Source organism: Acetobacter sp. AC2005, from assembly GCF_037901235.1.
Taxonomy (GTDB): Bacteria; Pseudomonadota; Alphaproteobacteria; order Acetobacterales; family Acetobacteraceae; genus Acetobacter; species Acetobacter oryzoeni.
On sequence record NZ_CP149625.1, the window covers coordinates 1,487,952 to 1,509,144 of the forward strand.

At 53.8% G+C, this 21,193-nt stretch carries 19 protein-coding genes and 1 tRNA gene; 14 read left to right on the forward strand and 6 right to left on the reverse strand.

Annotated features, from left to right (window positions below; all coding sequences use genetic code 11):
* Window positions 1-14: 14 nt before the first annotated feature.
* Window positions 15-2,060, reverse strand: a complete 2,046-nt coding sequence (locus QQM41_RS07275; RefSeq protein ID WP_339076696.1) for a hypothetical protein — start codon at window positions 2,058-2,060, stop codon at window positions 15-17.
* A gap of 46 nt (window positions 2,061-2,106) precedes the next feature.
* On the opposite strand from QQM41_RS07275, the gene QQM41_RS07280 reads away from it, so the two are divergent.
* The 11 genes from QQM41_RS07280 to QQM41_RS07330 all read left to right on the forward strand — a co-directional run bounded on the left by QQM41_RS07280 (window position 2,107) and on the right by QQM41_RS07330 (window position 10,747).
* The gene (locus QQM41_RS07280) at window positions 2,107-2,508 is read left to right on the forward strand and encodes a VOC family protein (protein WP_003624126.1); all 402 of its coding nucleotides are present in this window, start codon (window positions 2,107-2,109) and stop codon (window positions 2,506-2,508) included.
* Between the two features lie 105 nt (window positions 2,509-2,613).
* The gene (gene dapF, locus QQM41_RS07285; RefSeq protein WP_339076697.1) at window positions 2,614-3,426 is read left to right on the forward strand and encodes a diaminopimelate epimerase; all 813 of its coding nucleotides are present in this window, start codon (window positions 2,614-2,616) and stop codon (window positions 3,424-3,426) included.
* Complete coding sequence (gene mtaB / locus QQM41_RS07290; protein WP_339076698.1) at window positions 3,423-4,667, forward strand: tRNA (N(6)-L-threonylcarbamoyladenosine(37)-C(2))-methylthiotransferase MtaB; 1,245 nt, start codon at window positions 3,423-3,425, stop codon at window positions 4,665-4,667. Before dapF ends, mtaB begins: the two co-directional genes overlap by 4 nt.
* 1 nt (window position 4,668) lies before the next feature.
* Window positions 4,669-5,598 (forward strand): signal recognition particle-docking protein FtsY, encoded by a 930-nt coding sequence (gene ftsY, locus QQM41_RS07295; protein WP_339076699.1) that lies wholly within the window; start codon window positions 4,669-4,671, stop codon window positions 5,596-5,598.
* A 119-nt stretch (window positions 5,599-5,717) separates the two neighbouring features.
* Window positions 5,718-6,020, forward strand: coding sequence for an AtpZ/AtpI family protein (locus QQM41_RS07300; RefSeq protein ID WP_050818626.1), 303 nt, complete (start codon window positions 5,718-5,720; stop codon window positions 6,018-6,020).
* Window positions 6,021-6,074: 54 nt separating this feature from the next.
* Window positions 6,075-6,824, forward strand: coding sequence for a F0F1 ATP synthase subunit A (locus QQM41_RS07305; protein ID WP_003624139.1), 750 nt, complete (start codon window positions 6,075-6,077; stop codon window positions 6,822-6,824).
* 55 nt (window positions 6,825-6,879) lie between these two features.
* On the forward strand, window positions 6,880-7,104 hold the full coding sequence (locus QQM41_RS07310) for an ATP synthase subunit C family protein (RefSeq protein WP_003624142.1): 225 nt from the start codon (window positions 6,880-6,882) through the stop codon (window positions 7,102-7,104).
* A 49-nt stretch (window positions 7,105-7,153) separates the two neighbouring features.
* The gene (locus QQM41_RS07315; protein WP_050820279.1) at window positions 7,154-7,735 is read left to right on the forward strand and encodes an ATP synthase F0 subunit B'; all 582 of its coding nucleotides are present in this window, start codon (window positions 7,154-7,156) and stop codon (window positions 7,733-7,735) included.
* Between the two features lie 23 nt (window positions 7,736-7,758).
* A complete protein-coding gene (gene atpF, locus QQM41_RS07320; RefSeq protein WP_339076700.1) occupies window positions 7,759-8,262 on the forward strand; it encodes a F0F1 ATP synthase subunit B in 504 nt (167 codons plus the stop codon).
* A gap of 26 nt (window positions 8,263-8,288) precedes the next feature.
* On the forward strand, window positions 8,289-9,062 hold the full coding sequence (locus QQM41_RS07325; RefSeq protein WP_339076701.1) for a glycosyltransferase family 2 protein: 774 nt from the start codon (window positions 8,289-8,291) through the stop codon (window positions 9,060-9,062).
* On the forward strand, window positions 9,056-10,747 hold the full coding sequence (locus tag QQM41_RS07330; protein ID WP_339076702.1) for a glycosyltransferase family 39 protein: 1,692 nt from the start codon (window positions 9,056-9,058) through the stop codon (window positions 10,745-10,747). Before QQM41_RS07325 ends, QQM41_RS07330 begins: the two co-directional genes overlap by 7 nt.
* 85 nt (window positions 10,748-10,832) lie before the next feature.
* Here QQM41_RS07330 and QQM41_RS07335 read toward each other — a convergent pair.
* A tRNA-Thr gene (locus tag QQM41_RS07335) sits at window positions 10,833-10,905 on the reverse strand.
* 171 nt (window positions 10,906-11,076) lie between these two features.
* On the opposite strand from QQM41_RS07335, the gene QQM41_RS07340 reads away from it, so the two are divergent.
* Genes QQM41_RS07340 through QQM41_RS07350 form a run of 3 tightly spaced genes read left to right on the forward strand, consistent with a single transcriptional unit; the run spans window position 11,077 to window position 14,955 of the window.
* The gene (locus QQM41_RS07340; RefSeq protein ID WP_339076703.1) at window positions 11,077-12,546 is read left to right on the forward strand and encodes a paraquat-inducible protein A; all 1,470 of its coding nucleotides are present in this window, start codon (window positions 11,077-11,079) and stop codon (window positions 12,544-12,546) included.
* A complete protein-coding gene (locus QQM41_RS07345) occupies window positions 12,543-14,252 on the forward strand; it encodes an intermembrane transport protein PqiB (RefSeq protein ID WP_050818622.1) in 1,710 nt (569 codons plus the stop codon). Before QQM41_RS07340 ends, QQM41_RS07345 begins: the two co-directional genes overlap by 4 nt.
* Window positions 14,253-14,256: 4 nt before the next feature.
* The gene (locus tag QQM41_RS07350) at window positions 14,257-14,955 is read left to right on the forward strand and encodes a PqiC family protein (protein ID WP_339076704.1); all 699 of its coding nucleotides are present in this window, start codon (window positions 14,257-14,259) and stop codon (window positions 14,953-14,955) included.
* Between the two features lie 82 nt (window positions 14,956-15,037).
* Here the strand turns inward: QQM41_RS07350 and purF are convergent, their stop codons facing one another.
* Genes purF through metH form a run of 4 tightly spaced genes read right to left on the reverse strand, consistent with a single transcriptional unit; the run spans window position 15,038 to window position 21,026 of the window.
* Entirely contained in the window at window positions 15,038-16,525 is a 1,488-nt protein-coding gene (gene purF, locus QQM41_RS07355) for an amidophosphoribosyltransferase (protein WP_087651594.1), read from the reverse strand.
* Between the two features lie 46 nt (window positions 16,526-16,571).
* Entirely contained in the window at window positions 16,572-17,096 is a 525-nt protein-coding gene (locus QQM41_RS07360) for a CvpA family protein (RefSeq protein ID WP_339076705.1), read from the reverse strand.
* Window positions 17,097-17,147: 51 nt separating this feature from the next.
* A complete protein-coding gene (locus QQM41_RS07365; protein ID WP_050820278.1) occupies window positions 17,148-17,498 on the reverse strand; it encodes a hypothetical protein in 351 nt (116 codons plus the stop codon).
* A 21-nt stretch (window positions 17,499-17,519) separates the two neighbouring features.
* Window positions 17,520-21,026, reverse strand: a complete 3,507-nt coding sequence (gene metH / locus QQM41_RS07370) for a methionine synthase (RefSeq protein WP_339076706.1) — start codon at window positions 21,024-21,026, stop codon at window positions 17,520-17,522.
* Between the last annotated feature and the right edge of the window lie 167 nt (window positions 21,027-21,193).

The following is a 21,193-nucleotide window of genomic DNA, read 5'->3' on the forward strand; positions in this document are numbered from 1 at the left end:
GGAATTATGCGCTTTTACTGGAAAGGAAGATAGCGGAAATCCATGAAAACCTGGCTCATACCAGCACTTGGGGCGCCACCCAGCCCTTCCCAGGCCTTGCGGCGGGAATAAGCAAGCTGCAAACCGGCTTCTACAGTGCCGTAATGGCCCTTGAAGAAACGATACCACGCGCCAACGGTTGCTTCCATAACGCTGCGGGTGTTGCCTGTGCAGCCAAGGGTTGAAAGTTCTGTGGCCATTTCAACATTACAGCCGCTGTTATCAAACGATGGGTTGCCATACCCATAGGCAGAGCCATTGGCATCAAAGTAACGACGTCCAGCCTGTTGGTAGCCAAAATACCCATACACATCGATAAGCTGGTTGGGGTGGGCAATCACGCCAGCCGTGCCCTGTACGGATGGAATGGGTGAGGGCTCGCCTCTGGAATTGAGGGTGGCATCAGGGAGCAGCACGGAGCCATAGCGGCCAATACCTACCCCAGCCAAACCAGCAAGCCGTACTTCCACCTTATGCGGAAGGACGGGAAGCACCACAGAGCCACCGCCACCGCCAGCAATGGCAGTATGGTTGCGTCCGCCACCAAGTTCGGAAACGCGGGTATGGGGGAAGTGCAGAATACCCTCAACTTCGTAATGGCCCCAGTGTGGGTCCCATGCCAGTTTACCAATAATGTCTGGGGCAATTTCGTTGGGGAAGAGGGCATTGTTTGTCAGACCGGTGCCGTCATACCCGACAGTTGCAATGCGTCCGTTTGGTAGGCGTACCTGCCCATCTGTCACGCTTGAAAAGCTATCAACATTATACAGCGTGGCCGAGTTTTCGATGGAAAGCCCAGCCCATAATCTGTGCTGGAAGAAGTCTTTTACAAAGCGGAACTGGAGCTGCCGCGCCCATGTCTGGCCTGCCAGCATGGAGGATTCGATGGTGAGTGGCAGATTTTCCTGGCGAGGAATAATACCCACGCGGCCCGGTGTCAGCATGCTCCACGCTTGCCCGGCAAGAAAGTGGAAGTTCAGAGCACTGTTATCGTAGGCCATATAAAGCTGACGCATACGGAAGGTGTAACTGTTACTTTCGTATGGATCTGTTGTGGAAGCACCCGCCCCAAAGTCCATTTCGTAAAACCCGGAAATGGTGGAGTTCTTATCGACGTTGCCGCGGGCCATAAGGGATATACGGCTGTAACGTGCGCTGCCTTCAAAGTTATCGGTATGATAACGGGCATCGCCTTTGTAAGGCATATCTGCCCAATAGTTAAAGGTGCCGGTAGATGTGTGGCGGTTTGATTCCACAGCTGCCGCATCCAGAAAACCACCCAAAATCAAGGTTATTGGCCCTAGGTGGAACACGCCGTGGTCACCCAGCGCACCGGCGGCCTGTGCGCCAGCCGTTTCACGCTGGTGCGGGCCAACCTGGTTTTCTGCAATGCGGGCAATCATGTCTTCTGCACGGTGCCCAACAACAGATTCCACTTCAGGGGTATCATTTTTACCAGAAAATACGGGCTGTGCATCTGGGCCCATGGCATGGCGCATGGAGCGTGTGGAAGCTGGTGCGCTAATGCCCGGATCTGTGGAGGCTGTGCTGGCAATCGTGCCATCCTGCATGGCAACAGTAACGCCAGAACCAGAACTGGCAACAGCATGGTGGCTGCCAGAAACAGCCCGCGCTGTAGTGGAAGTGCCATTACCGGCGTGTACAGTGCCGCGGCGCTGGGCAATCTGTTTTTGCACGCTTACGAGTGCTTTTTGCAATTCGCGCTGTTCGGTTTGAATGCGCGCAATCTGCTGTTCCAACGCATCAAGCGAGGCCGCATCATCCGCTGCCGCATAGGCGTAGTTTATGGCCATTCCGCCAGAGGCCAGCACAGTGCCCATGCATAGGCCTGTTTTGATATGACGTGCCATGCGGCAGGAAAACTGGCGGAAGATGCGCATTCGCTTTTCAAATATTGTTGAAGTGGTTCTTGTATGAAGGTGAACCATTTTCCTTGGCTTGTCGTAAAGAGCTCTCTCCTTAAAAAATAATTTCAGGGAAAAAAGATGTGCGTTAAGCAACAGGCGTTGGTTTTTATTATGCTCTGTTTGGTAAAGGAATATTTTTATGGCCAAGATGATCCACAGCATGTTGCGGGTGTTGGACGAGGCGCGTTCCACGCATTTTTACGCAGATACGCTTGGCATCAAACCTGTGGGCCGGTTTGAATTTGAGAGTTTTACATTGGTGTATCTGGCCAATGATGAGCAGACTTTTGAACTTGAACTCACAATCAATCACGGCCGTACAGAACCTTATGATCTAGGGGAGGGTTACGGCCATCTTGCTGTGTCTGTTGCGGATGTGCAGGCAGAACACGATCGTATGGAAGCAGCCGGACATCCGGTTACGCCGGTTAAAACGCTGGAAAACAAAGGTCAGGTGGTTGGGCAGTTCTTTTTTCTGACCGACCCGGACGGTTATAAAATTGAAGTATTGCAGCGCGGTGCTCCGGGGCGCTTCCTGTAAGCACGTTACAATTATGCCAGTAGAGCGCGGGAAAGACCGATTTCCGGGCCTGCTGGCTGCTTTCTCTCATGGCATCGGCGCTTAAAGTGGCGTATAAGCCACAGCATGCTGACATCTTTCCGTAAAATGCATGGTCTGGGGAATGATTTCGTCATTCTGGACGAGCGCGGTGGGCATTTGTCCCTTACGCCAGCCCGTATAGCTGCCTTGGCGCATAGGCGCCGTGGTATTGGGTGTGACCAGTTGGTGACGCTGCGCCCTGCCTGTGCAGAAGGGGCAGATGTTTTTGTGCGTTTTTTCAATCCTGATGGATCAGAGGCAGGTGCGTGCGGGAATGCTTCACGTTGCGTGGCAGATCTGATCTGGCGGGAAACGGGAAACAGAACGCCTGTATTGCAAACGCGTGCCGGGTGTTTGCCTGCCCGGATAGAAGAAAACGGCCTGATTACGGTAGATATGGGTGAACCCCGCCTGAATTGGCAGGATGTGCCTTTGGCTGCGGAAATGGATACCCTGCATCTGCCATTGGAGGGTGATCCTGCCGCGGCATCTATGGGGAACCCCCACGCAACATTTTTTGTGGAAGATTTTGCACGTCTCTCGCAAGGGGATGCGCTGGAGCATGATCCGCTTTTTCCCGAACGGGCGAATATCGGGTTTGCGCGTATTGATGGGCCTGCACATATGCGGCTCAAGGTGCATGAACGCGGTGCCGGTGTAACAGAAGCCTGTGGTTCAGGCGCATGTGCTGCGGTGGTGAACGCAGCACGGCGCGGTTTGATCGAGCGTGTGTGTGAAGTGGAGTTGGACGGTGGCGTTCTGCGGATTGAATGGGCAGCCAACAATCATGTGCTCATGACAGGGTCTGCAACAACAGCTTTTGAGGGGGCGGTTGATCTGGCCGCGTACCCGGAATGAGCAAGCCAGAAATTCTCACATTTGGCTGCCGTCTGAACACATGGGAAAGTGAAGTGATGCGTAACCACGCAGCTTCACTGGATAATGTGATTATCGTGAACACCTGTGCCGTTACGGGAGAAGCAGAGCGGCAGGCGCGGCAGGCTATTCGCCGTGCGCATCGTGAAAACCCGGATGCCCGTATTGTGGTTACTGGATGTGCGGCCCAGATTAACCCCGAAAGCTGGAGTGATCTGCCCGGCGTAGCCCGTGTGCTGGGGAATGAGGAAAAGCTGAAGGCCGAAAGTTGGTCAGCTTCAGCCTTATCTGAGCCACTTGCTGTGTCCGATATTATGGCAGCTAAGGAAACGGCCGCGCATCTGGTAACTGAGTTTGCAGGTCGCACACGGGCCTTTGTGCAGGTTCAGCAAGGGTGCAATCATCGGTGCACGTTCTGCATTATTCCTTTTGGGCGAGGGCCTTCTCGGTCTGTCCCCGTGGGGGCTGTGGTGGAGCAGGTGCGGGCTCTGGTGCAATCAGGGTATCGGGAAGTGGTGCTGACCGGGGTGGATATGACATCTTGGGGAGAAGACCTGCCTGGCAAACCGGTGCTTGGTCAGCTTTGCCGCCGCGTGTTGCGCCTGGTGCCAGAACTGGAGCGCATGCGCCTTTCTTCGGTTGATCCGGTCGAGATTGATGAAGATATCTGGCAGCTTCTGGCTGAAGAGCCGCGTTTTATGCCCTATCTGCATCTTTCCTTGCAGGCTGGGTCTGACCTTATTCTCAAGCGCATGAAGCGGCGGCATTTGGTGGCAGATGCAGCAAGCGTGGTAGAGCGTGCGCGGAACCTGCGGCCAGATATTGGCATTGGCGCGGATGTTATTGCGGGTTTTCCAACAGAAGACGAATCGCTGTTTGAAGAAACCCGCAGTTTTCTTGCACAGCAGGCGCTGCCGTATCTGCACGTGTTCCCGTATAGTGAGCGGCCAGGAACGCCAGCTGCGCGTATGCGTGCTGTGCCTGTGCCTGAACGCAAGGCGCGTGCTGCGCAGTTGCGGGAAGTGGGGGCAGCCTCTGCCGCCCGGTATTATGAAAGTCTTATAGGTCAGCCCTTACGTGTGCTGATGGAAACCCCAACCACCGGCCATAGTGAGCAGTTTGCACCGGTGCGGCTTGCGCAGGGTGAAGCCGAGGTGGGGGAAATTATAACCCTTCAGCCCACAATGGCCGAAAGTGCAGGGCTGGTGGTGGAAAGGATCTGAGATGGCGCTTGGTTTTTTCTCTCGTCTCAAGCAGGGATTGTCACGTTCTACCCAAAAGCTGGGTGGGGGTATTACGGGCATTTTCACCAAGCGCAAGCTGGATAACGAGGCACTGGAAGAGCTGGAAGATCTGCTGATTACAGCAGATATGGGGGCGGCTGTTGCAGAGCGTATTATCGAATCCTTCCGATCCTCCCGTTTTGGCACTGAGGTGACGGACGAAGAAATTCGCACCACCTTGGCAGACGAAATTGCCACCATTCTTGAGCCAGTTGCCAAACCTTTTGAGCCTGATCCCGCACACAAACCGCATGTTGTGTTGGTGGTGGGGGTAAATGGCGTGGGTAAAACAACCACCATTGGCAAAATGGCCCGCTTTTTTACTGAGGAAGGTAAGAAGGTGATGATGGTGGCGGGTGATACCTTCCGCGCCGCTGCGGTGGAGCAACTGCAGATTTGGGGGGAAAGAACCGGTTGCCCGGTTATTGCTGGCCCCCCCGGTGCAGATGCCGCCGGTTTGGCCTTTGAAGCGCTTAAGCGCGGCAAGGCTGAAGGGGCTGACCTGCTGTTTGTGGATACGGCTGGCCGTTTGCACAATAAAAGTGCGCTTATGGAAGAACTTGCCAAGATTATTCGCGTCATGCGTAAGTTCGATGAAACGGCGCCACATTCCGTGCTGTTGGTGCTGGATGCCACAACAGGCCAGAATGCTGTGGAGCAGGTGCGGGTGTTTCGCGAACTTGTGAATGTGACCGGTTTGGTGGTGACAAAATTGGATGGTTCTGCCCGTGGAGGCATTGTGGTGGCGCTGGCTGATCAGTTTGGGCTGCCCGTGCATGCCGTGGGTGTGGGTGAACAGGCAGAAGATCTGCGACCTTTCTCCGCAGTGGATTATGCACGCGGTTTAGTGGGTGTGGCTGACACAGTCTGATTTTTTGTGGAGAATTATGGTGGAAAAGACAGATTTTGATGCTTCTATCCATCATGGTTTCTTGACAGGATATGACAGCCCCGTTAGCAAGCGCCTGCACCCCTCTGAAGGGGCGAAGAATGAGTAAGAACGGTGACGATTCCTTTGATGCTCGGCTAAAGGCGGCAGAACGCCGCTCTGGCCTGGAGGAAAAAGGAGATTCAGCCGAGAAAGAAGATGCTGTAGAGCAATCTCTTCCTGGGCTGGCGCTCAGAGCTGGGGCAGAAATGCTTTCAGCACTGATAGTAGGCGTTGCTATTGGGTGGGAGCTAGATCACTGGCTCAAAACCCGGGCAGTTTTTCTCGTTATCTTCGCGCTGATGGGCGGAGGTGCTGGCGTGCTGAATGTTTGGCGGCTGGTCAAGTCGATAGACGGCAAGTAAGAAGCTGTAATCCGACACGATTCGGATGCAGTAAAGGGTTTTAGGAGAGCGGTTGTGGCGGGCGGTTCCAGCATCAACGTACTTGAACAGTTTGAGCTTCATCCCGTTCTTGGTGGGCTGGGCGAAGCATTGCGTTTCAGCCAATCCCCCCTGTACATGATTGTGGCAGTGTGTCTGGTTCTGGCGTTCCTGTATTTTGGTATGCGCCCAGCAGCAGTTGTTCCCGGTCGTTTGCAGGCAGCGGCAGAAGTTTGTTACGAATTTATTCATAACATGGCGGTTGATACGATCGGCCCAGAAGGCACGGCGTTCTTTCCGTTCATCTTTACGCTGTTCTTCTTTATTCTGGCCGGTAACTATATTGGTCTGCTGCCGTTTTCCTTTACGTTCACCAGCCATATTGCCGTAACCTTTGCGCTCGCCATGATGGTGTTTGTGCTTACGGTTATTGTCTCCCTTAAGGTGCAGGGGCTGCGTTTCTTTGCGCACTTCATGCCGGAAGGCGCTAGCCCGTTTCTGGCTCCGCTGCTGATCCCGATTGAAATTCTTTCTTTTCTTTCGCGTCCTGTCAGCCTCTCCATCCGACTGTTCGCCAACATGGTTGCCGGGCATGTCATGTTCGATATTTTCGCAAGCTTTGTTATCATGCTCGCTGGTTTTGGTGTGGTGGGTGACGTGTTTGCGGTTGGGCCGATTGCCATTAACGTGGCACTGATGGCTCTTGAGTTGCTTGTTGGTGTGTTGCAGGCCTATGTGTTTGCCATTCTGACGTGCATCTACCTGCGGGAGGCCGTGGCTCACTGAGGAGCTGCTTTGCCCGTTTCGTTTGAACTGTACTTGAAACAAGGAAGTGACTGATATGGACATCGCTGCAGCCCGGGAAATCGGTGCAGGTATCGCCGTGATCGCCCTTGCCGGCGTTGGTATCGGCCTCGGCAACATCTTCTCCACGCTGGTAAGCAGCATTGCGCGCAACCCGGCTTCCCGCCCGCATGTGTTCGGTCTGGGTATGCTCGGCTTTGCTCTGACAGAAGCTATCGCTCTGTTCGCGCTGCTGATCGCGTTCCTGATCCTGTTCGTCTGAGAAAGCTTTCAGGAAAGAGGAGAACATTCCTGTGGGTGTGATTAAGAAGATGCTTCGTGCCGGCCTGTTCGCAACGGTTTCCGGTGTGTCTCTTCTGGCCGTTTCCGCGCCTGGTGCATACGCCACGGGAATGCCTCAGCTAGATTTTGCCAACCCCCTTGTAACCGGTCAGGTTATGTGGGGCGCGGTAATTTTCTTCGTCTTTTATATGGTGCTCAGCAAAGCCATGCTGCCCGGCGTTGCCCGGGTGCTGGAAGACCGTAGCAAGCGTATTTCTGGGGATCTGGAAATTGCACGCGCGGCTAAGCAGGACGCCGATAAAGCTGTTGCTGAACTTCAGCAGGCCCGTAAAGATGCCATGGCAGAAGCCCAGGCACATCTTGATCAGGTTCTGGCAGAAGAACATAAAGCTGCCGAACAGCAGATGCAGGAAATTAATGCGCGGGTAACAGCAGAAATTGCTGATGCCGAAAAACGCGTGGCTGAGGAAAAAACGCGTGCATTGAGCGCGCTTAAAGAAATTGCAGGTGATACCACGCAGGCTCTGGTTCAGCGTCTGACGGGTATTGTGCCTGATGCTCAGCTTGTTGCCCAGAAGGTTGAAAGCGCTTCGGCGCACAGCACTATCTGACCAGCTCCGGGGGAATTTTCGTCATGTCTGGCATTTTTCACGAAGCGGGTTTCTGGGTCGCTGTTTCGTTCGTTCTGTTCTTCGTGCTGGTTGGCAAAAAGATTTGGGGGCCTATAGCCACCATTCTGGATAGCCGCGCCAACCGTATCCGTGAAGAACTGGATGAAGCTGCCCGCTTGAGAAGAGAAGCTGAGCAGATGCTGGAAGATGCCGCGCGTGATCGTGAGCAGGCACTGGCAGAAGCTAAGTCTTATGTAGAGCAGGCACATCAGCAGGCTGCTGAAATGGCCCAGAAAGCACGTGCAGAGGCAGAAGCCGCTGTGCAGCGCCATGAGCAAATGGCGCGTGATCGTATTGCCGCTGTAGAACGCGCTGCTGTTAAAGAAGTGCGCCAGTTGGCAATTGATGTGGCCGTACAGGCTGCCAACGGTGTTATTCCTCAGACGCTTGATGAGCAGAAAGCCGCAGGGCTTGTTGATCAGGCGCTGGCTGGTTTGCCTGCCGCTCTTGCGCGCAAGGCAGCCTGAAACATTATCAGCTGAATGGTGAATACGTGACAGGTCTGGTTTCAGCCTCACCGTCACAGCATAACGATGCTCAGTGTGAACTGAGCATCGTTATTGCTGTTTTGGATGAACAGGATAATCTACCACAGGTTTGCCGGGAACTGGCCGAGGCCATGCAGCAATTGCCTGCGGCCGAAGTTGTTTTTGTAGATGATGGCAGCCAAGATCAGACCGTAGAAGTTTTGCAGCGCTTGCGGGATGAATGTTTGCCAAGCTTACGTATTCTTTCCCATGATCGACGTTGCGGTAAGTCTGCTGCATTGCGCACAGGTATTACAGCGGCTCGTGGTACATGGATTGCCACTATTGATGGCGATGGTCAGGATGACCCGCGTGAACTGGGCTCTTTAGTTTCTCTTGCTCAAGCGCAGGCATCCAAGGGCAGGGCACCGCTTGTGGTAGGGGTGCGCACACGCCGTAAAGATGGTTGGTCCCGCCGTTTTGCAACGCGTTTTGCTAACGGGCTGCGGCAGAAACTTTTAAATGATCAGTGCCCGGATACAGGCGCACCTATCAAAATTTTCCAACGAGCAGACTTCCTCCGCTTACCGCAGTTTGAAGGTTTGCACCGTTTTCTTCCGGCGTTGTTTGGCTCTTACGGTGTGCCGTTGGTGTGCCACCCTGTTACGCATCGGCCGCGTTTGCACGGGCAGTCTAAATATACCAACTTCAATCGTGCGGTGGTTGGCGTGCGTGATCTGCTGGGCGTGATGTGGCTGCGGAATCGTACACATCTTCCAAAATCGATTCGTGAATGCTGAATCAGAAAAACGGTCACCAGCCACTTTCTCTTAAAGCCCTGCTGCTTTTAGGCCTTGCTGCTTTTTTGCTGTTTCTGCCAGGGCGAGCTGTTACGCCACCAATTGATCGGGATGAACCCCGATACATGGAAGCCACGGCGCAAATGCTAGAATCGCACAATTTTGTAGATGTGCGCTTTCAGGACAAACCACGTTATTTGCAACCCGCTGGTATTTACTGGCTGGAGGCCGCGGCTGTTTCTCTTACAGGAATGCAGCATCAGCGGGTTGTTTGGCCGTATCGTATCCCCTCACTTCTGGCCATGTCTGGCGCTGTTGTTCTTACGGCGCTTATTGGCTCCATGCTGTTTGGGGCTTCGGCCGGCTTGGGTGCAGGCTTGTTGTTTATGGCTTCTGTGCTGGTTGCAGCAGAAAGCCGTATGGCCACAATCGATTCCTGCCTGCTGCTTACAGTTTTGCTCGCGCAGTTGGCGCTAACAGGTGCTTTGCGGGATCGCCAGCAAGGTGTGGCCACACCCATAAAACGTGCTTTGCTGTATTGGGGCGCCATTGGCTGCGGCCTCATGTTGAAAGGGCCGGTTATTCTTATCCCATCTCTTGCAACACCGTTGGTGTTGGGAATGCTGGATCGAGATTTTGGTCTATGGCGCAGAATGCGTCCGGCATGGGGCTGGCTTTTGTCTGCCGCTATTTTGGTGCCGTGGTGCGTTGCTATTGGGGTTGTGAGCCACGGTGAGTTTTTTCGGAATGCTGTTGGCACTAATTTCTTAGGAAAGGTTGCGTCTGGGCAGCAAGCACATGGGCTGCCGCCGGGCTACCACCTGTTGGTTTTTTTGCTGGCGTTCTGGCCTGGTTCATTTTTTGCAGCCTGTGTCGCACCTCTGGTCTGGCGCGCGCGCAAGCAAGAAACGGTGCGCTATCTGCTGTGCTGGATTGTTCCACATTGGGTGGTGTTTGAAGCGATTGCTACCAAGCTCCCGCATTACGTGCTGCCTACTTATCCCGCTATAGCCATTCTTACAGCTGCTTTCTTGGTTCAGGGCGGGGATGTATGGCGTAATTGGCCTGCCCGTGTTTGGGGCAAGGTGCTGCTAAGCATTTATGCTGTTGCGTGGGCTCTGGTGGGCATTGCCTTGGCCGTTGCGGGCCCAACTTTAGTGTGGGTGTTGGAACACAAAATATCTGCAGCAACTATTGTTCTGGCCTTGGGTGTATTGCCGTTGGTTGGTCTTGCAACGTGGTATATTTCACGCGCACGTTTGCAACAGGCTGCTTTAACCAGTGTGGCTGCGGCTGTACTGCTCTATGTGGGTTTGTTTACGGTTGTGGTACCACAGTTGCAGAGCATCTGGTTGGCCCCGCGTCTGACAGCATTGGTGCAAGCACATCAACCGTGTGCAGAGTCGCATGTGGTGTCAGTATCATTTTCTGAGCCAAGTCTGGTCTTTCTGCTGGGCGGCAAGGTGTTGCTAACAGGTGTAGAAAATGCGGCAGCAGCCATAAAGGCAGATGCAAAGTGCACTGTGGCACTTGTTGATCAGCGAGATACCCCCGCATTTATGGCAGCCTTGGGTCATAAAGCAGCGGATGCCGTGAGCCTTGGCACAGTCGGTGGGCTGAATTACTCGAACGGCCATCATTTGCTCATAAGTTTGTACAAGCTGAATACGCCGCCAAAGCAGTAAAACTGTTTGAATGGGCGGATATAAAACGCATTTTTACAACACAATGTAAAAGTGCGTTCAGTATTTTGGGAAATGCAAAGGGAAATGCCCGCTGGCGGATTCGAACCACCGGCCCCATCATTACGAATGACGTGCTCTACCAACTGAGCTAAGCGGGCACATTTTGTTTGCGGGGCGGTGACTATCATGATCCCTGTGCCTACGCAAGGAAAAACTGCAATTCACCCAGAGGTTTGGACGACAACAAAACGTTATTTCTGGCTTTAAGCAGGGGTGCCATTCTGTTTTGAGTGTGACGGAACAGTTTTTTCGTTTTAAGAACTATCCGTATGAACATGTCGCAGTTATTTGGCTTGGTGCGGGAGGCCCTTAATCCCGGGCAGAATGTTCCGGTTGATCAAAAACGGCATGTTCGGCTTGTAAAGGGAATTGTGGAATGCCCTTGCTGTGGTCATTACCAGCACCTGTCAGAACTTAAACCCGGAACACAGGCCCGTTGCTGCCGATGTGGGCAATTGCTGGATCGGCGCAATCGTACTTCTCCCATAGCAACACCCTTGGCTTTTTGTATCAGCTCGGCGTCTCTCTATCTGGCCATGCTGCTTTCCACATTGATGATGCTGGATCTGTATGGGCGAGAGAGAACCGTAGATATTCTGACCGGCCCGATAGAATTGCTGCATGAAGGCTGGGGCGAAATTGGCGTGTTGGTGGCCATAGCCACCATTATTGTGCCTGGGCTTGTGATCAGCATGATGATGCTGGTGCTGGTTGGCGCGCTTCAGCCCAAGTTGCCATTCTGGGTGCCGCACCTTCTTAAATGGTATGAACGCTTGCGCCCGTGGTCGATGGTGGAAGTGTATATTCTGGGCGTTTTTGTGGCCTACACCAAGCTGTCAGACATGGCTTATGTGCAGGTAGGGGCTGCGGTCTTTCTGGTCGCCTCACTTATGGTCACCATGTCTGCCACAGATGCCACATTGGATACGGAACTCATTTGGCGGCGCCGGCAAACAGATACCAGCTTGCGGCGTATGGATAACCAGCGCGTATGCCTATCCTGCGAGGAGATAGGCCCAAGTGACCAAATGCCACCAGCCAGCCATATGGTATCCTGCCTGTCTTGCTCTGCCGTGCTGCTGTTTGATGAAAAGCTGGATCAAACAGCCCCGTTAGGGTTCTGCCCTCGTTGCGGCCATGTGCTGCGCCAACGCAAGCCAGATAGCATTGCTCGCACTGTGGCACTGCTTGTTTCCGCTGTGGTGTTCTATCTGCCCGCCAATATCTACCCGGTTATGACCGTTATTCGGCTGGGTGCAGGTACGGGGCATACCATTGTTGAAGGGGCCATAGAGCTGTGGGAAAGCAACATGATACCGCTTTCCCTGCTGGTGCTGTTTGCCAGTGTGCTGGTGCCCGTTCTTAAAATTATCGGGCTGATGTTTATGGTGATCAGTACCAAATACCATTCTGCACGAAATCTGGCTGCCAGATCCAGACTTTACAGGCTGGTAGATGTTATCGGGCGCTGGTCTATGATTGACGTATTCATGGTTTCCATTCTGGTGGCCATGGTGCGCTTTAGCAGTATGGCCAGCATTAGCGCCAATGGCGGTGTGGTATGTTTTGCCGCTGTTGTGGTGCTGACAATTTTTGCAGTGCATGCATTTGACCCTCGGCTGATGTGGGATGCAGCGGGCAAAAACGGTGATTCGGCCCCAGCCGATGCCGGGCAAAATTGTCCGGCAAAAATTGAGGCCGCTGCACATTGGGACAACATGGAGCCGGACAGGGCGTGAACGGACACAGTCATAATCATTTCTCTCCTCCAGAAGGGGAAAGTGCTCAGGATGCTCTGGTAAGGCGCATTCGGTTTTCCATTATCTGGATTATTCCCATTGTTTCCGTGCTGATTGCGGGCTTTTTGGTCTGGCGCAGTTTTATGGACAATGGACCAGAAATTACCGTTGTATTTGATACAGCTGATGGCCTGACCAGTGGCCAGACACAGGTCAAAAATAAATCTGTGGTTCTGGGCACGGTGGAAGGTGTTTCGCTGACTGATGACCTGCGGCATGTCAAAGTGCGTATCCGTATGAACAAGGGTACGAATGATATGCTCACGGATAGCGGCCGGTTCTGGGTTGTGCGTCCACGTATCAATGGTGCCAGCATTACTGGTTTGGAAACCCTGATGTCTGGCGCGTATATTGCGTTTGACCCGGGGCTGAACAAGGATGGTCACCCCGCAGGCAAACGCACCACAACCTTTGAGGGGCTGGAAGCTCCTCCAGGTGTGCGTTCAGATCAACCCGGCCGTATTTACACGCTGGTAGCCGGTAATATTGGGTCTATCGGGCAAGGGGCACCTGTTTTCTTCCGTGATGTGGATGTGGGGGAAGTGCTGGGTTACACCATGCCACCTGGTGGGCGCGGTCCTGTACTGATCCAGATTTTTGTGCGCGAACCTTACGATCATTATCTGAACACCAATTCCCGTTTCTGGAACGTTTCTGGTGTTAAGGTTGGGTTTGGTGCAGGTGGTCTTAAGGTGCAGCTGCAATCCTTGCAGGCGTTGTTTTCTGGTGGTGTGGCTTTTGGTCTGCCGCCTGTTGCAGAAAGCCGTTTACATCCAGCATCAGAAGCTCCGGCCAACACAGTTTTCAAGCTGTATGACACCCATGAAGATGCAGATAACGCAGGTTACCGTGAGCGCGTGCCACTTGCCACTTATGTGATGTCTTCGGTCAAAGGTTTGGATGTTGGCAGCCAGGTGACGATGTTCGGGATCCAGGTGGGGAATGTGACCAGTGTGAAGCTGGATCTAAGTTCCAACCCGGGGCACCCGCGTGTGCGTATTGGTATGGAAGTTCAGCCTGAACGCGTGCTGTCTCCGGCTGAACTGCGGAATAATAATCTGACAGATATGTTCCGTACTCTGGTGGCGAATGGCCTGCGTGCCTCAACAGACAGTGTCAGCTTCCTGACGGGTGAAGGGATGATTTCCCTGAACTTCATCAAGAACCCCGCACCGGCCACAACCAGTATGGAAGGTCCTACGCTGGTTATTCCAAGCCAAGCTGGTGGTATGGGTGGAATTATGGATTCGCTGTCCACGATTACGTCTCGTCTGGCGGCTATGCCGTTTGAACAGATTGGCACAAACGCCAATAACCTGTTGGCCCATGCAGATCAGACGTTGGTTAGCCCGGAAGTTAAGCAATCTCTGGTTGGGTTGCGCAATTCCATGCAGAACCTGCAGGCCCTTACGCATGATCTGCGCAATGGCATGGCACCGTTGAGCAAGCGTCTGCCAGAAATGGCACAGCAACTTGATCAAACCCTGCAGAATGCCAACCGCCTGCTGGCCAGTTATGGCGGCAACAGTGATTTCCATCGGAATCTGCAATCCATGGTGGTGCAGTTGGGGCAGACAGCGCGCTCCCTGCGGTTCCTGTCAGATTTCCTGACCAACCATCCTTCTGCGCTGCTTTCAGGACGATAAGATCATGACGCAAACTGTTTCTTGCAAGCCCATGAACACCCGTCTTGACCGGCGTATGTTGCTCCGCCTGAGCGGTGTGGCCGGACTGGGTGTTATGGCTGTTACGCTCACGGCCTGTTCTGGCGGGAGCCCATCACTTTACACATTGGCAGTTACGCCTGGCCAACCGCAGCCAGGTGGACCACGCTTTGTAGAAGTGCGCCTGCCTACTGTGGCATCTGGATTGGATAGAGACCGGATTGTTACGGCAGATAGCGGCTATAAGCTTACAGTCTCTTCTGCTGATGCATGGAGCGATTCCCTGCCAGCCCAGATCAGCCGCGTTATGGCGGGTGATCTGGCGCAGCGCCTGCCGGGCACAGGCGTGTTTGTAGAGAATGATACCGTGGCGACTGAGCCGGAAGCCTATGTGGATATGTCCATCAGTCGCTTCTCAACCGGTCCGTCTGGCAATGTGGAGCTGGATGCCACGCTTTCCATCCAGCCCGCATCAGCTGGTGCTCCTGGCAAGGATGAGCAGTATTATATGCAGAACTTTACACTGCAGGGCACACAGGCCAGTGCCACCATGCCAATGGTGCAGGTGTTAAGCCAGTTGCTGGGCCAGTTGGCGGATGTTGCTGCCCAGCAGCTACGTCAGCTTCCTTCTGGTCAATCCACCGGGCGGCACACCATTGTGCGCAAGAAAGCACAGCACGGATGATATCGCTCTAAATTGTGGTGCGTGAAGGTTACAAAAAAAGCGGCCAATTTGGCCGCTTTTTTATTTGGTCATAAAGCTGGCCTCAGGCGGTGCCTGGGCCAAACTCTGCATCATGGTCGATCAGGGGAATAGGGTAGTCCCCCGTAAAGCAGGCATCGCAATAGCGGGCATCGCTTGCCTGACGGTCTTTGTAACCCATAGCGCGATACAAACCGTCTAGCGAAATAAAGGCAAGGCTATCCACGCCAATCAGTTCCGCCATGGCTTTCAGATCGTTCTGGGCTGCCAGCAGTTTGCTGCGTTCTGGCGTATCAATGCCATAGAAGCAGGAATGCCGAGTAGGTGGGGAAGAAATGCGCATATGCACTTCTGTTGCCCCTGCAGCCCGCACCATATCCACAATCTTGCGGGATGTGGTGCCACGCACAATGGAATCATCCACCAAAATAACGCGCTTACCGCTCAGAATTGGGCGATTGGGGGAGTGTTTCATCTTCACACCCAAATGCCGGATCTGGTCTGTGGGTTCGATAAAGGTGCGGCCCACGTAATGGTTGCGGATAATGCCAAGTTCGAACGGAATACCGCTGGCTTCAGCGTAACCGATAGCTGAAGGCACGCCGGAATCAGGCACCGGCACTACCACATCGGCTTCTACGTGGCTTTCACGCGCCAGTTCGTGGCCAATCTGCTTACGCACTTCGTAAACAGGCAGCCCTTCCAGAACAGAGTCGGGGCGTGCGAAATAGATGTATTCAAACACGCAAAAACGTGGGTGTGTATCACCAAACGGGCGCAGAGAGCGGATACCGTTTTCATCAATCACAACCAGTTCGCCCGGTTCCACATCACGCACAAATTCTGCGCCGATAATGTCCAGACCACAGGTTTCGGATGCCAGAACCCAAGAGGGTTCTTTGCCATCTTCAGAAGGCAGCTTGCCAAGCACCAGCGGGCGCACACCCATGGGGTCACGCACACCGATGAGGGCATCTTCAGACAGCACAACCAATGAATACGCGCCGGTTACCCGTTTTAGCGCATCAATCAGCCGGTCTTCCACTGTTGCGTAAAGAGAGATGGCAATCAGATGGATGAAAACTTCCGAATCCGTGGTGGACTGGAACAGGCAGCCACGGCGGATAAGTTCGCTTCGCAGGGTATCGGCATTTGTCAGGTTGCCGTTATGGGCCACAGCCAAGCCGCCAAACGCAAATTCAGCAAACAGTGGCTGTACGTTACGGAGCAGCGTGGCGCCTGTTGTGGCGTAACGGTTATGGCCAATGGCGCGTGTGCCTTTGAGCGTAGCCATAACGCGGGAATCTGCAAACACATCACTGACAAGGCCTAGGCCTCGGTGAGAGTGAAAGCGACGTTCCTGCGGGTCAAAACAGACAATACCGGCGGCTTCTTGCCCGCGGTGTTGTAGGGCGTGCAAACCCAGAGTGGTAAGGGGAGCAGCATCCTTAGCGTTCCAGATACCAAAGACAGCACATTCTTCGTGTGGATGATCATCATCCAGTGTCAGTGGATCAGGCAAGGAAGCAGACGGCGTGGGATGGGCGAGCATAAGCGTGCAGGGCCTCCGCAGAAGGTCAGAAACTGGCCGTATGGGATCACAAGGTGGCGTCATGACCTGTAGAAGGATTCCGCGCAACCCCTTTTGCGCTTAAATCCGGTAGATATGGCTGGATATGGGATGCGCCGAGCCGGATGTAAGGGGTAAGCCGGCTATCTTCTGTCAGGGCGGCCATGTCTTGGGGTTGTAGTAACCATTGTGCGGCCATGAACAGCACGACCACCAAAAACATCCCCCGCACAATTCCAAAAAACAGGCCAAGTAACCGATCCAGCGCATCCAAGGGTGTAGCTTTAACGATTCGGACAATGGCAGCAGAAAGCACATAACCCGCGCACAACACCCCAAGCAGAAGCAGAGCAAAGGAGCCTATTTGTGCGCCTGTAGGAGAGGTGATAAAGCGCTGCACAAAAGGCAGAAAAGCTGCATGGAAACGCAGCGCCAGCACAATGGCAATGCCCCAGCTTACAAAGCCGAGCGCATGCCGGGTGAACCCTCGCCAAGCACCATGCAGGGCAGACAGGCCAATAATCAGCAGGGAAAGGGCATCTATGGCAGCCATGAGGCAGGCTTTATGCCAATGAATGAGCGACCTGTCATGCGCTTCTGTATTTTATGGCAGCTTGCTGGTGGTAACGCGCCAAGGGCGCATAACCTTGCCATTTCTTTTTTTTCGATGCGGCGGTTGATTCAACTTCATCAACAGCTCTGCCACTTCCAGCCTACGCAGCAGTTCTGTCCATACTTCAGCCGGATCAACATCCTGGCTTTCCCACAATTTGTGCAGGGTTTGCAGAAACAAAGCGCTTTCATGCACAATATCCTGCTCCCGGTTATCTATAAACGCGGCAGTGCAGTTTGTGGCATGAAGCCCGACCTGCCGGCAGAGCCGCTTGAGCGCGGCGCTGGCTGGAGGAGAGGCAGGTGGGGGTGAAGTAACCATAAGGTGAATGATGCGCTGCATCTTCACCCTTGGTCAATGGTATTAGATTGTGAAGTATTTTGCGTGCTTGTTGAGAATAACAAGTGCGGAGGTAGACTGTTCTGGATGGAGTTGATCTCCATCTGTTAAGGAAACCCCAATACGCTCGGCGTCTAGCAGGGCTAGAATCGGGTGTTGATCTTCCAGTCGTGGGCAGGCCGGATACCCGAAGGAATAGCGAGAGCCGCGATATCCCTGCTGAAGCAGTTTTTCCATATCCCGCGCATCTTCCCCAGCAAAGCCGAGTTCTGCCCGGATACGCTTGTGGGTGTATTCGGCCATTGCTTCGGCCATTTCAACAGAAAGACCGTGCAGATACAGATAATCTTGGTACCGGTTTTCTTCAAACCAATCACGGGCGATGTCGGATGCTTTCTGGCCGACAGTAACAACCTGCAGGCCGATAACATCACGTTCTGGTTCTGAGATATCGCGCACAAAGTCAGCAATACATTCACCATCTGCCTTTGGCTGGCGTGGGAGTGTAAAGCGGCAGGCTTCGGTTGTGCCGTCTTCTTCAAACAGCACCAGATCATTGCCATCCCCGGCAGCTTTCCAGTAGCCGTAAATAGCTTGCGGTTTGAGAATGTTTTCTTTGGCCGTTAGGTCCAGCATCCGGCGCAGGATTGGGCGGAGTTCCTGCCGTGCCCATACTAGGAAATCATCCAGGGAGCGGCCTTGTTTACGGAAGCCCCACTGGAACTGATAAAGCGCGCGTTCGTTCAGGAACGGCAGAACGGCTTCTGGCGTAGCTTCCAGAACGCGAGAACCCCAGAATGGTGGAACCATGGGCGGTTCATCTGCTGTCAGGCGTTCACGCCGTGCGCGGGCCGCAGCAACATCAACTGGGCCAAAGCCGCGTGTTTCTGCTGTTTCTGGCATGCGGGCGTTGGTGCGCGTGGCTTTGCCTTCGCGCCGTTTCTGGATGGCGGCCAGATAATCATCAAACTTATTTTGGCTGATCTGATCCATAAGTGTCAGACCATCAAAGGCATCACGCGCATAGGCTACACGGCCTGTAGGCGCATAGGCAGCAACGCAATCTTCTTCCACATAGTTACGGGTAAGAGCCGCACCGCCTAGCAGGACAGGTGTATCCAGCCCCGCGCGGGAAATTTCTTCCAGATTTTCGCGCATGATAACGGTGGATTTCACCAACAGGCCAGACATGCCAATGGCATCGGCCTTTTCCTTGCGTGCAGATTCAATCATGTCCTGCACAGGCACTTTGATGCCCAAATTGACAACGCGGTACCCATTGTTGGTGAGGATGATATCTACAAGGTTTTTGCCGATATCGTGCACGTCCCCTTTAACCGTAGCCAGCACGATTGTGCCGCGCTGCTGGCCATCTATCCGCTCCATATGCGGTTCCAGATAGGCAACAGCGGCTTTCATGGTTTCGGCAGATTGCAGCACGAATGGAAGCTGCATCTTGCCTGCACCAAACAGTTCTCCAACCACCTTCATGCCATCCAGCAGAACGGTGTTGATGATGTCCAGCGGGGCCATGTTTTGCATGGCTTCGTCAAGGTCTGCTTCCAGCCCTTTCCGATCCCCATCAACAATACGGTCTTTCAGGCGTTCTTCTGCTGTTTCTGCTCGTTTCCGCTGTACCGCATCTGCCGCCTTACGATCTGCAAACATGGCCAGAAGCGTTTGCAGTGGGTCGTAATCTTCTGTGCGGCGGTCGAAAATCAGGTCTTCTGCAACTTTTACCTCTTCGGGGGCGATCAGGTGCAGCGGGCGGATTTTGGAAACATGCACAATGGCGGCTGTCATGCCCGCCTTAACGGCATGGTCCAGATAGACTGAGTTCAACACCGCACGTGCGGCCGGATTCAGCCCGAACGAGATATTGGAAAGGCCGAGCACAATCTGAATATCCGGGAAGGCATCCCGAATCATTTTAATACCCTCAAGAGTCCACTGCCCCAGTTTGCGGTCATCTTCCGCACCGGTGGCGATGGTAAAGGTGAGGGGGTCAATCATCAGGTCAGACTGTGGCAGACCATATTTTTCGCAGGCAAACTCTACAAGACGGCTGGCAATGCGCAGCTTGTCTTCCGGCTTGCGGGCCATGCCTGCTTCATCAATCGTCAGGGCAACAACAGCGGCACCAAACTTGCGGGCCAGCTCCATGCGGTCTGATGCAGGGCCTTCGCCATCTTCAAAGTTGATGGAGTTGATGATGGGTTTGCCGCCGTGTAGCTTGAGGGCAGCCTCAATAACCGGCGTTTCGGTAGAATCAATTACCAGAGGTGCGTTTACGGATGAGGTGAAGCGTTTGATCACTTCATCCATTTCTGCACGTTCGTTACGGCCAACAAAAGCTGTGCAGATATCCAGTGCGTTGGAGCCTTCACGGATCTGTTCACGCCCTACGGTTACACACCCATCCCAGTCATGTGCTTCCTGAAGTTCACGCCATTTTTTGGAGCCGTTGGCATTACAACGTTCCCCAATGGAGAAGTAGGCGTTTTCCTGCCGGAGGGGCACTTGAGAATAAAGGCTGGCAACAGAGGGTACCCATACAGATGTGCGTGGTACAGGGGCAGGGCGTAGGCGTCCTGTTCCTTCTGCACGGCGGCGCAACATGGCATCTAGAGCTTCTGTATGCGGGGTGGAGGTCCCACAGCAGCCGCCAATTAGGTTCAGGCCATCTTCTGTAATAAAGCGCTCAACCCATGTGGCCATTTCTGCGGGTGTAAGGGGATAATGGGTCTGGCCATTTACAAGTTCTGGCAAGCCCGCATTGGGTTGCACGGAAATCAGCCGTGGCCAGTTTTCAGACAGCCATTTCACATGCTCGGCCATTTCCTGCGGACCGGTGGCGCAGTTCAGGCCCATCAGATCCACATCAAGGCTATGAATAACTGTGGCTGCCGCAGCAATGTCCGGCCCTACAAGCAGAGTACCTGTGGTTTCTACGGTAACCTGCACAAAAATCGGGGTTTTGGTGCCCAGTTCTTTCCGTGCAATCTTTACGCCGTTTACAGCTGCCTTGATTTGAAGGGTATCTTGGCAGGTTTCGATCAGGATTGCGTCTACACCGCCTTCAATCAGGCCGCGGGCCTGCTCTGCCAGAGCTGCTTCAAGGCTATCGTAATCAATATTGCCCAGAGAGGGCAGTTTTGTGCCGGGGCCCATGGAGCCCAGAACATAACGGGTGCGGCCATCGGCAAAGCTTTCTGCAGCTTCACGCGCCAATATGGCGGAGTTTTTGTTGATCTCACGCGTTCTGTCTGTCAGCCCAAATTCGCCCAGTGTGATGGGGGAGCCGCCAAACGTATTGGTTTCCACCATGTCTGCGCCGGCTTCAAAATAACCGCGGTGGATTTCACGGATAAGTTCCGGGCGTGAGAGCGTAAGAATTTCGGTGCAGTTTTCCTGCCCCCAGTAATCACGCTGGACATCTAGGTCCAGCATCTGGATACGTGAGCCCATGCCTCCATCACAAAGCAGAACCTGATCACGGAGGGCATCAAGAAGGGGCAGACGAGAAGACATGGCGACCATAAAATATAAAAGGAAAGGGAAGGGTGCTTTCCCAACACCGCAAAGCACAAGGCTTCACGTTATTCCAGAGAGCAGCCCATATGTCCACTAGCCTTATGGAACAGAGCGTAAAGCCGAGAGATGGGCGGATTACACTGCATATTTGTACATCAGTGCCG

Excerpts from the sequence above, each read along its gene's own strand:
- QQM41_RS07280 (WP_003624126.1), top strand. The coding sequence starts at position 2,107 with ATGGCCAAGATGATCCACAGCATGTTGCGGGTGTTGGACGAGGCGCGT.
- dapF (WP_339076697.1), top strand. The coding sequence starts at position 2,614 with ATGCTGACATCTTTCCGTAAAATGCATGGTCTGGGGAATGATTTCGTC.
- mtaB (WP_339076698.1), top strand. The coding sequence starts at position 3,423 with ATGAGCAAGCCAGAAATTCTCACATTTGGCTGCCGTCTGAACACATGG.
- ftsY (WP_339076699.1), top strand. The coding sequence starts at position 4,669 with ATGGCGCTTGGTTTTTTCTCTCGTCTCAAGCAGGGATTGTCACGTTCT.
- QQM41_RS07300 (WP_050818626.1), top strand. The coding sequence starts at position 5,718 with ATGAGTAAGAACGGTGACGATTCCTTTGATGCTCGGCTAAAGGCGGCA.
- QQM41_RS07310 (WP_003624142.1), top strand. The coding sequence starts at position 6,880 with ATGGACATCGCTGCAGCCCGGGAAATCGGTGCAGGTATCGCCGTGATC.
- QQM41_RS07315 (WP_050820279.1), top strand. The coding sequence starts at position 7,154 with ATGCTTCGTGCCGGCCTGTTCGCAACGGTTTCCGGTGTGTCTCTTCTG.
- atpF (WP_339076700.1), top strand. The coding sequence starts at position 7,759 with ATGTCTGGCATTTTTCACGAAGCGGGTTTCTGGGTCGCTGTTTCGTTC.
- QQM41_RS07330 (WP_339076702.1), top strand. The coding sequence starts at position 9,056 with ATGCTGAATCAGAAAAACGGTCACCAGCCACTTTCTCTTAAAGCCCTG.
- QQM41_RS07340 (WP_339076703.1), top strand. The coding sequence starts at position 11,077 with ATGAACATGTCGCAGTTATTTGGCTTGGTGCGGGAGGCCCTTAATCCC.
- QQM41_RS07350 (WP_339076704.1), top strand. The coding sequence starts at position 14,257 with ATGACGCAAACTGTTTCTTGCAAGCCCATGAACACCCGTCTTGACCGG.
- purF (WP_087651594.1), bottom strand. The coding sequence starts at position 16,525 with ATGCTCGCCCATCCCACGCCGTCTGCTTCCTTGCCTGATCCACTGACA.
- QQM41_RS07360 (WP_339076705.1), bottom strand. The coding sequence starts at position 17,096 with ATGGCTGCCATAGATGCCCTTTCCCTGCTGATTATTGGCCTGTCTGCC.
- QQM41_RS07365 (WP_050820278.1), bottom strand. The coding sequence starts at position 17,498 with ATGCAGCGCATCATTCACCTTATGGTTACTTCACCCCCACCTGCCTCT.
- metH (WP_339076706.1), bottom strand. The coding sequence starts at position 21,026 with ATGTCTTCTCGTCTGCCCCTTCTTGATGCCCTCCGTGATCAGGTTCTG.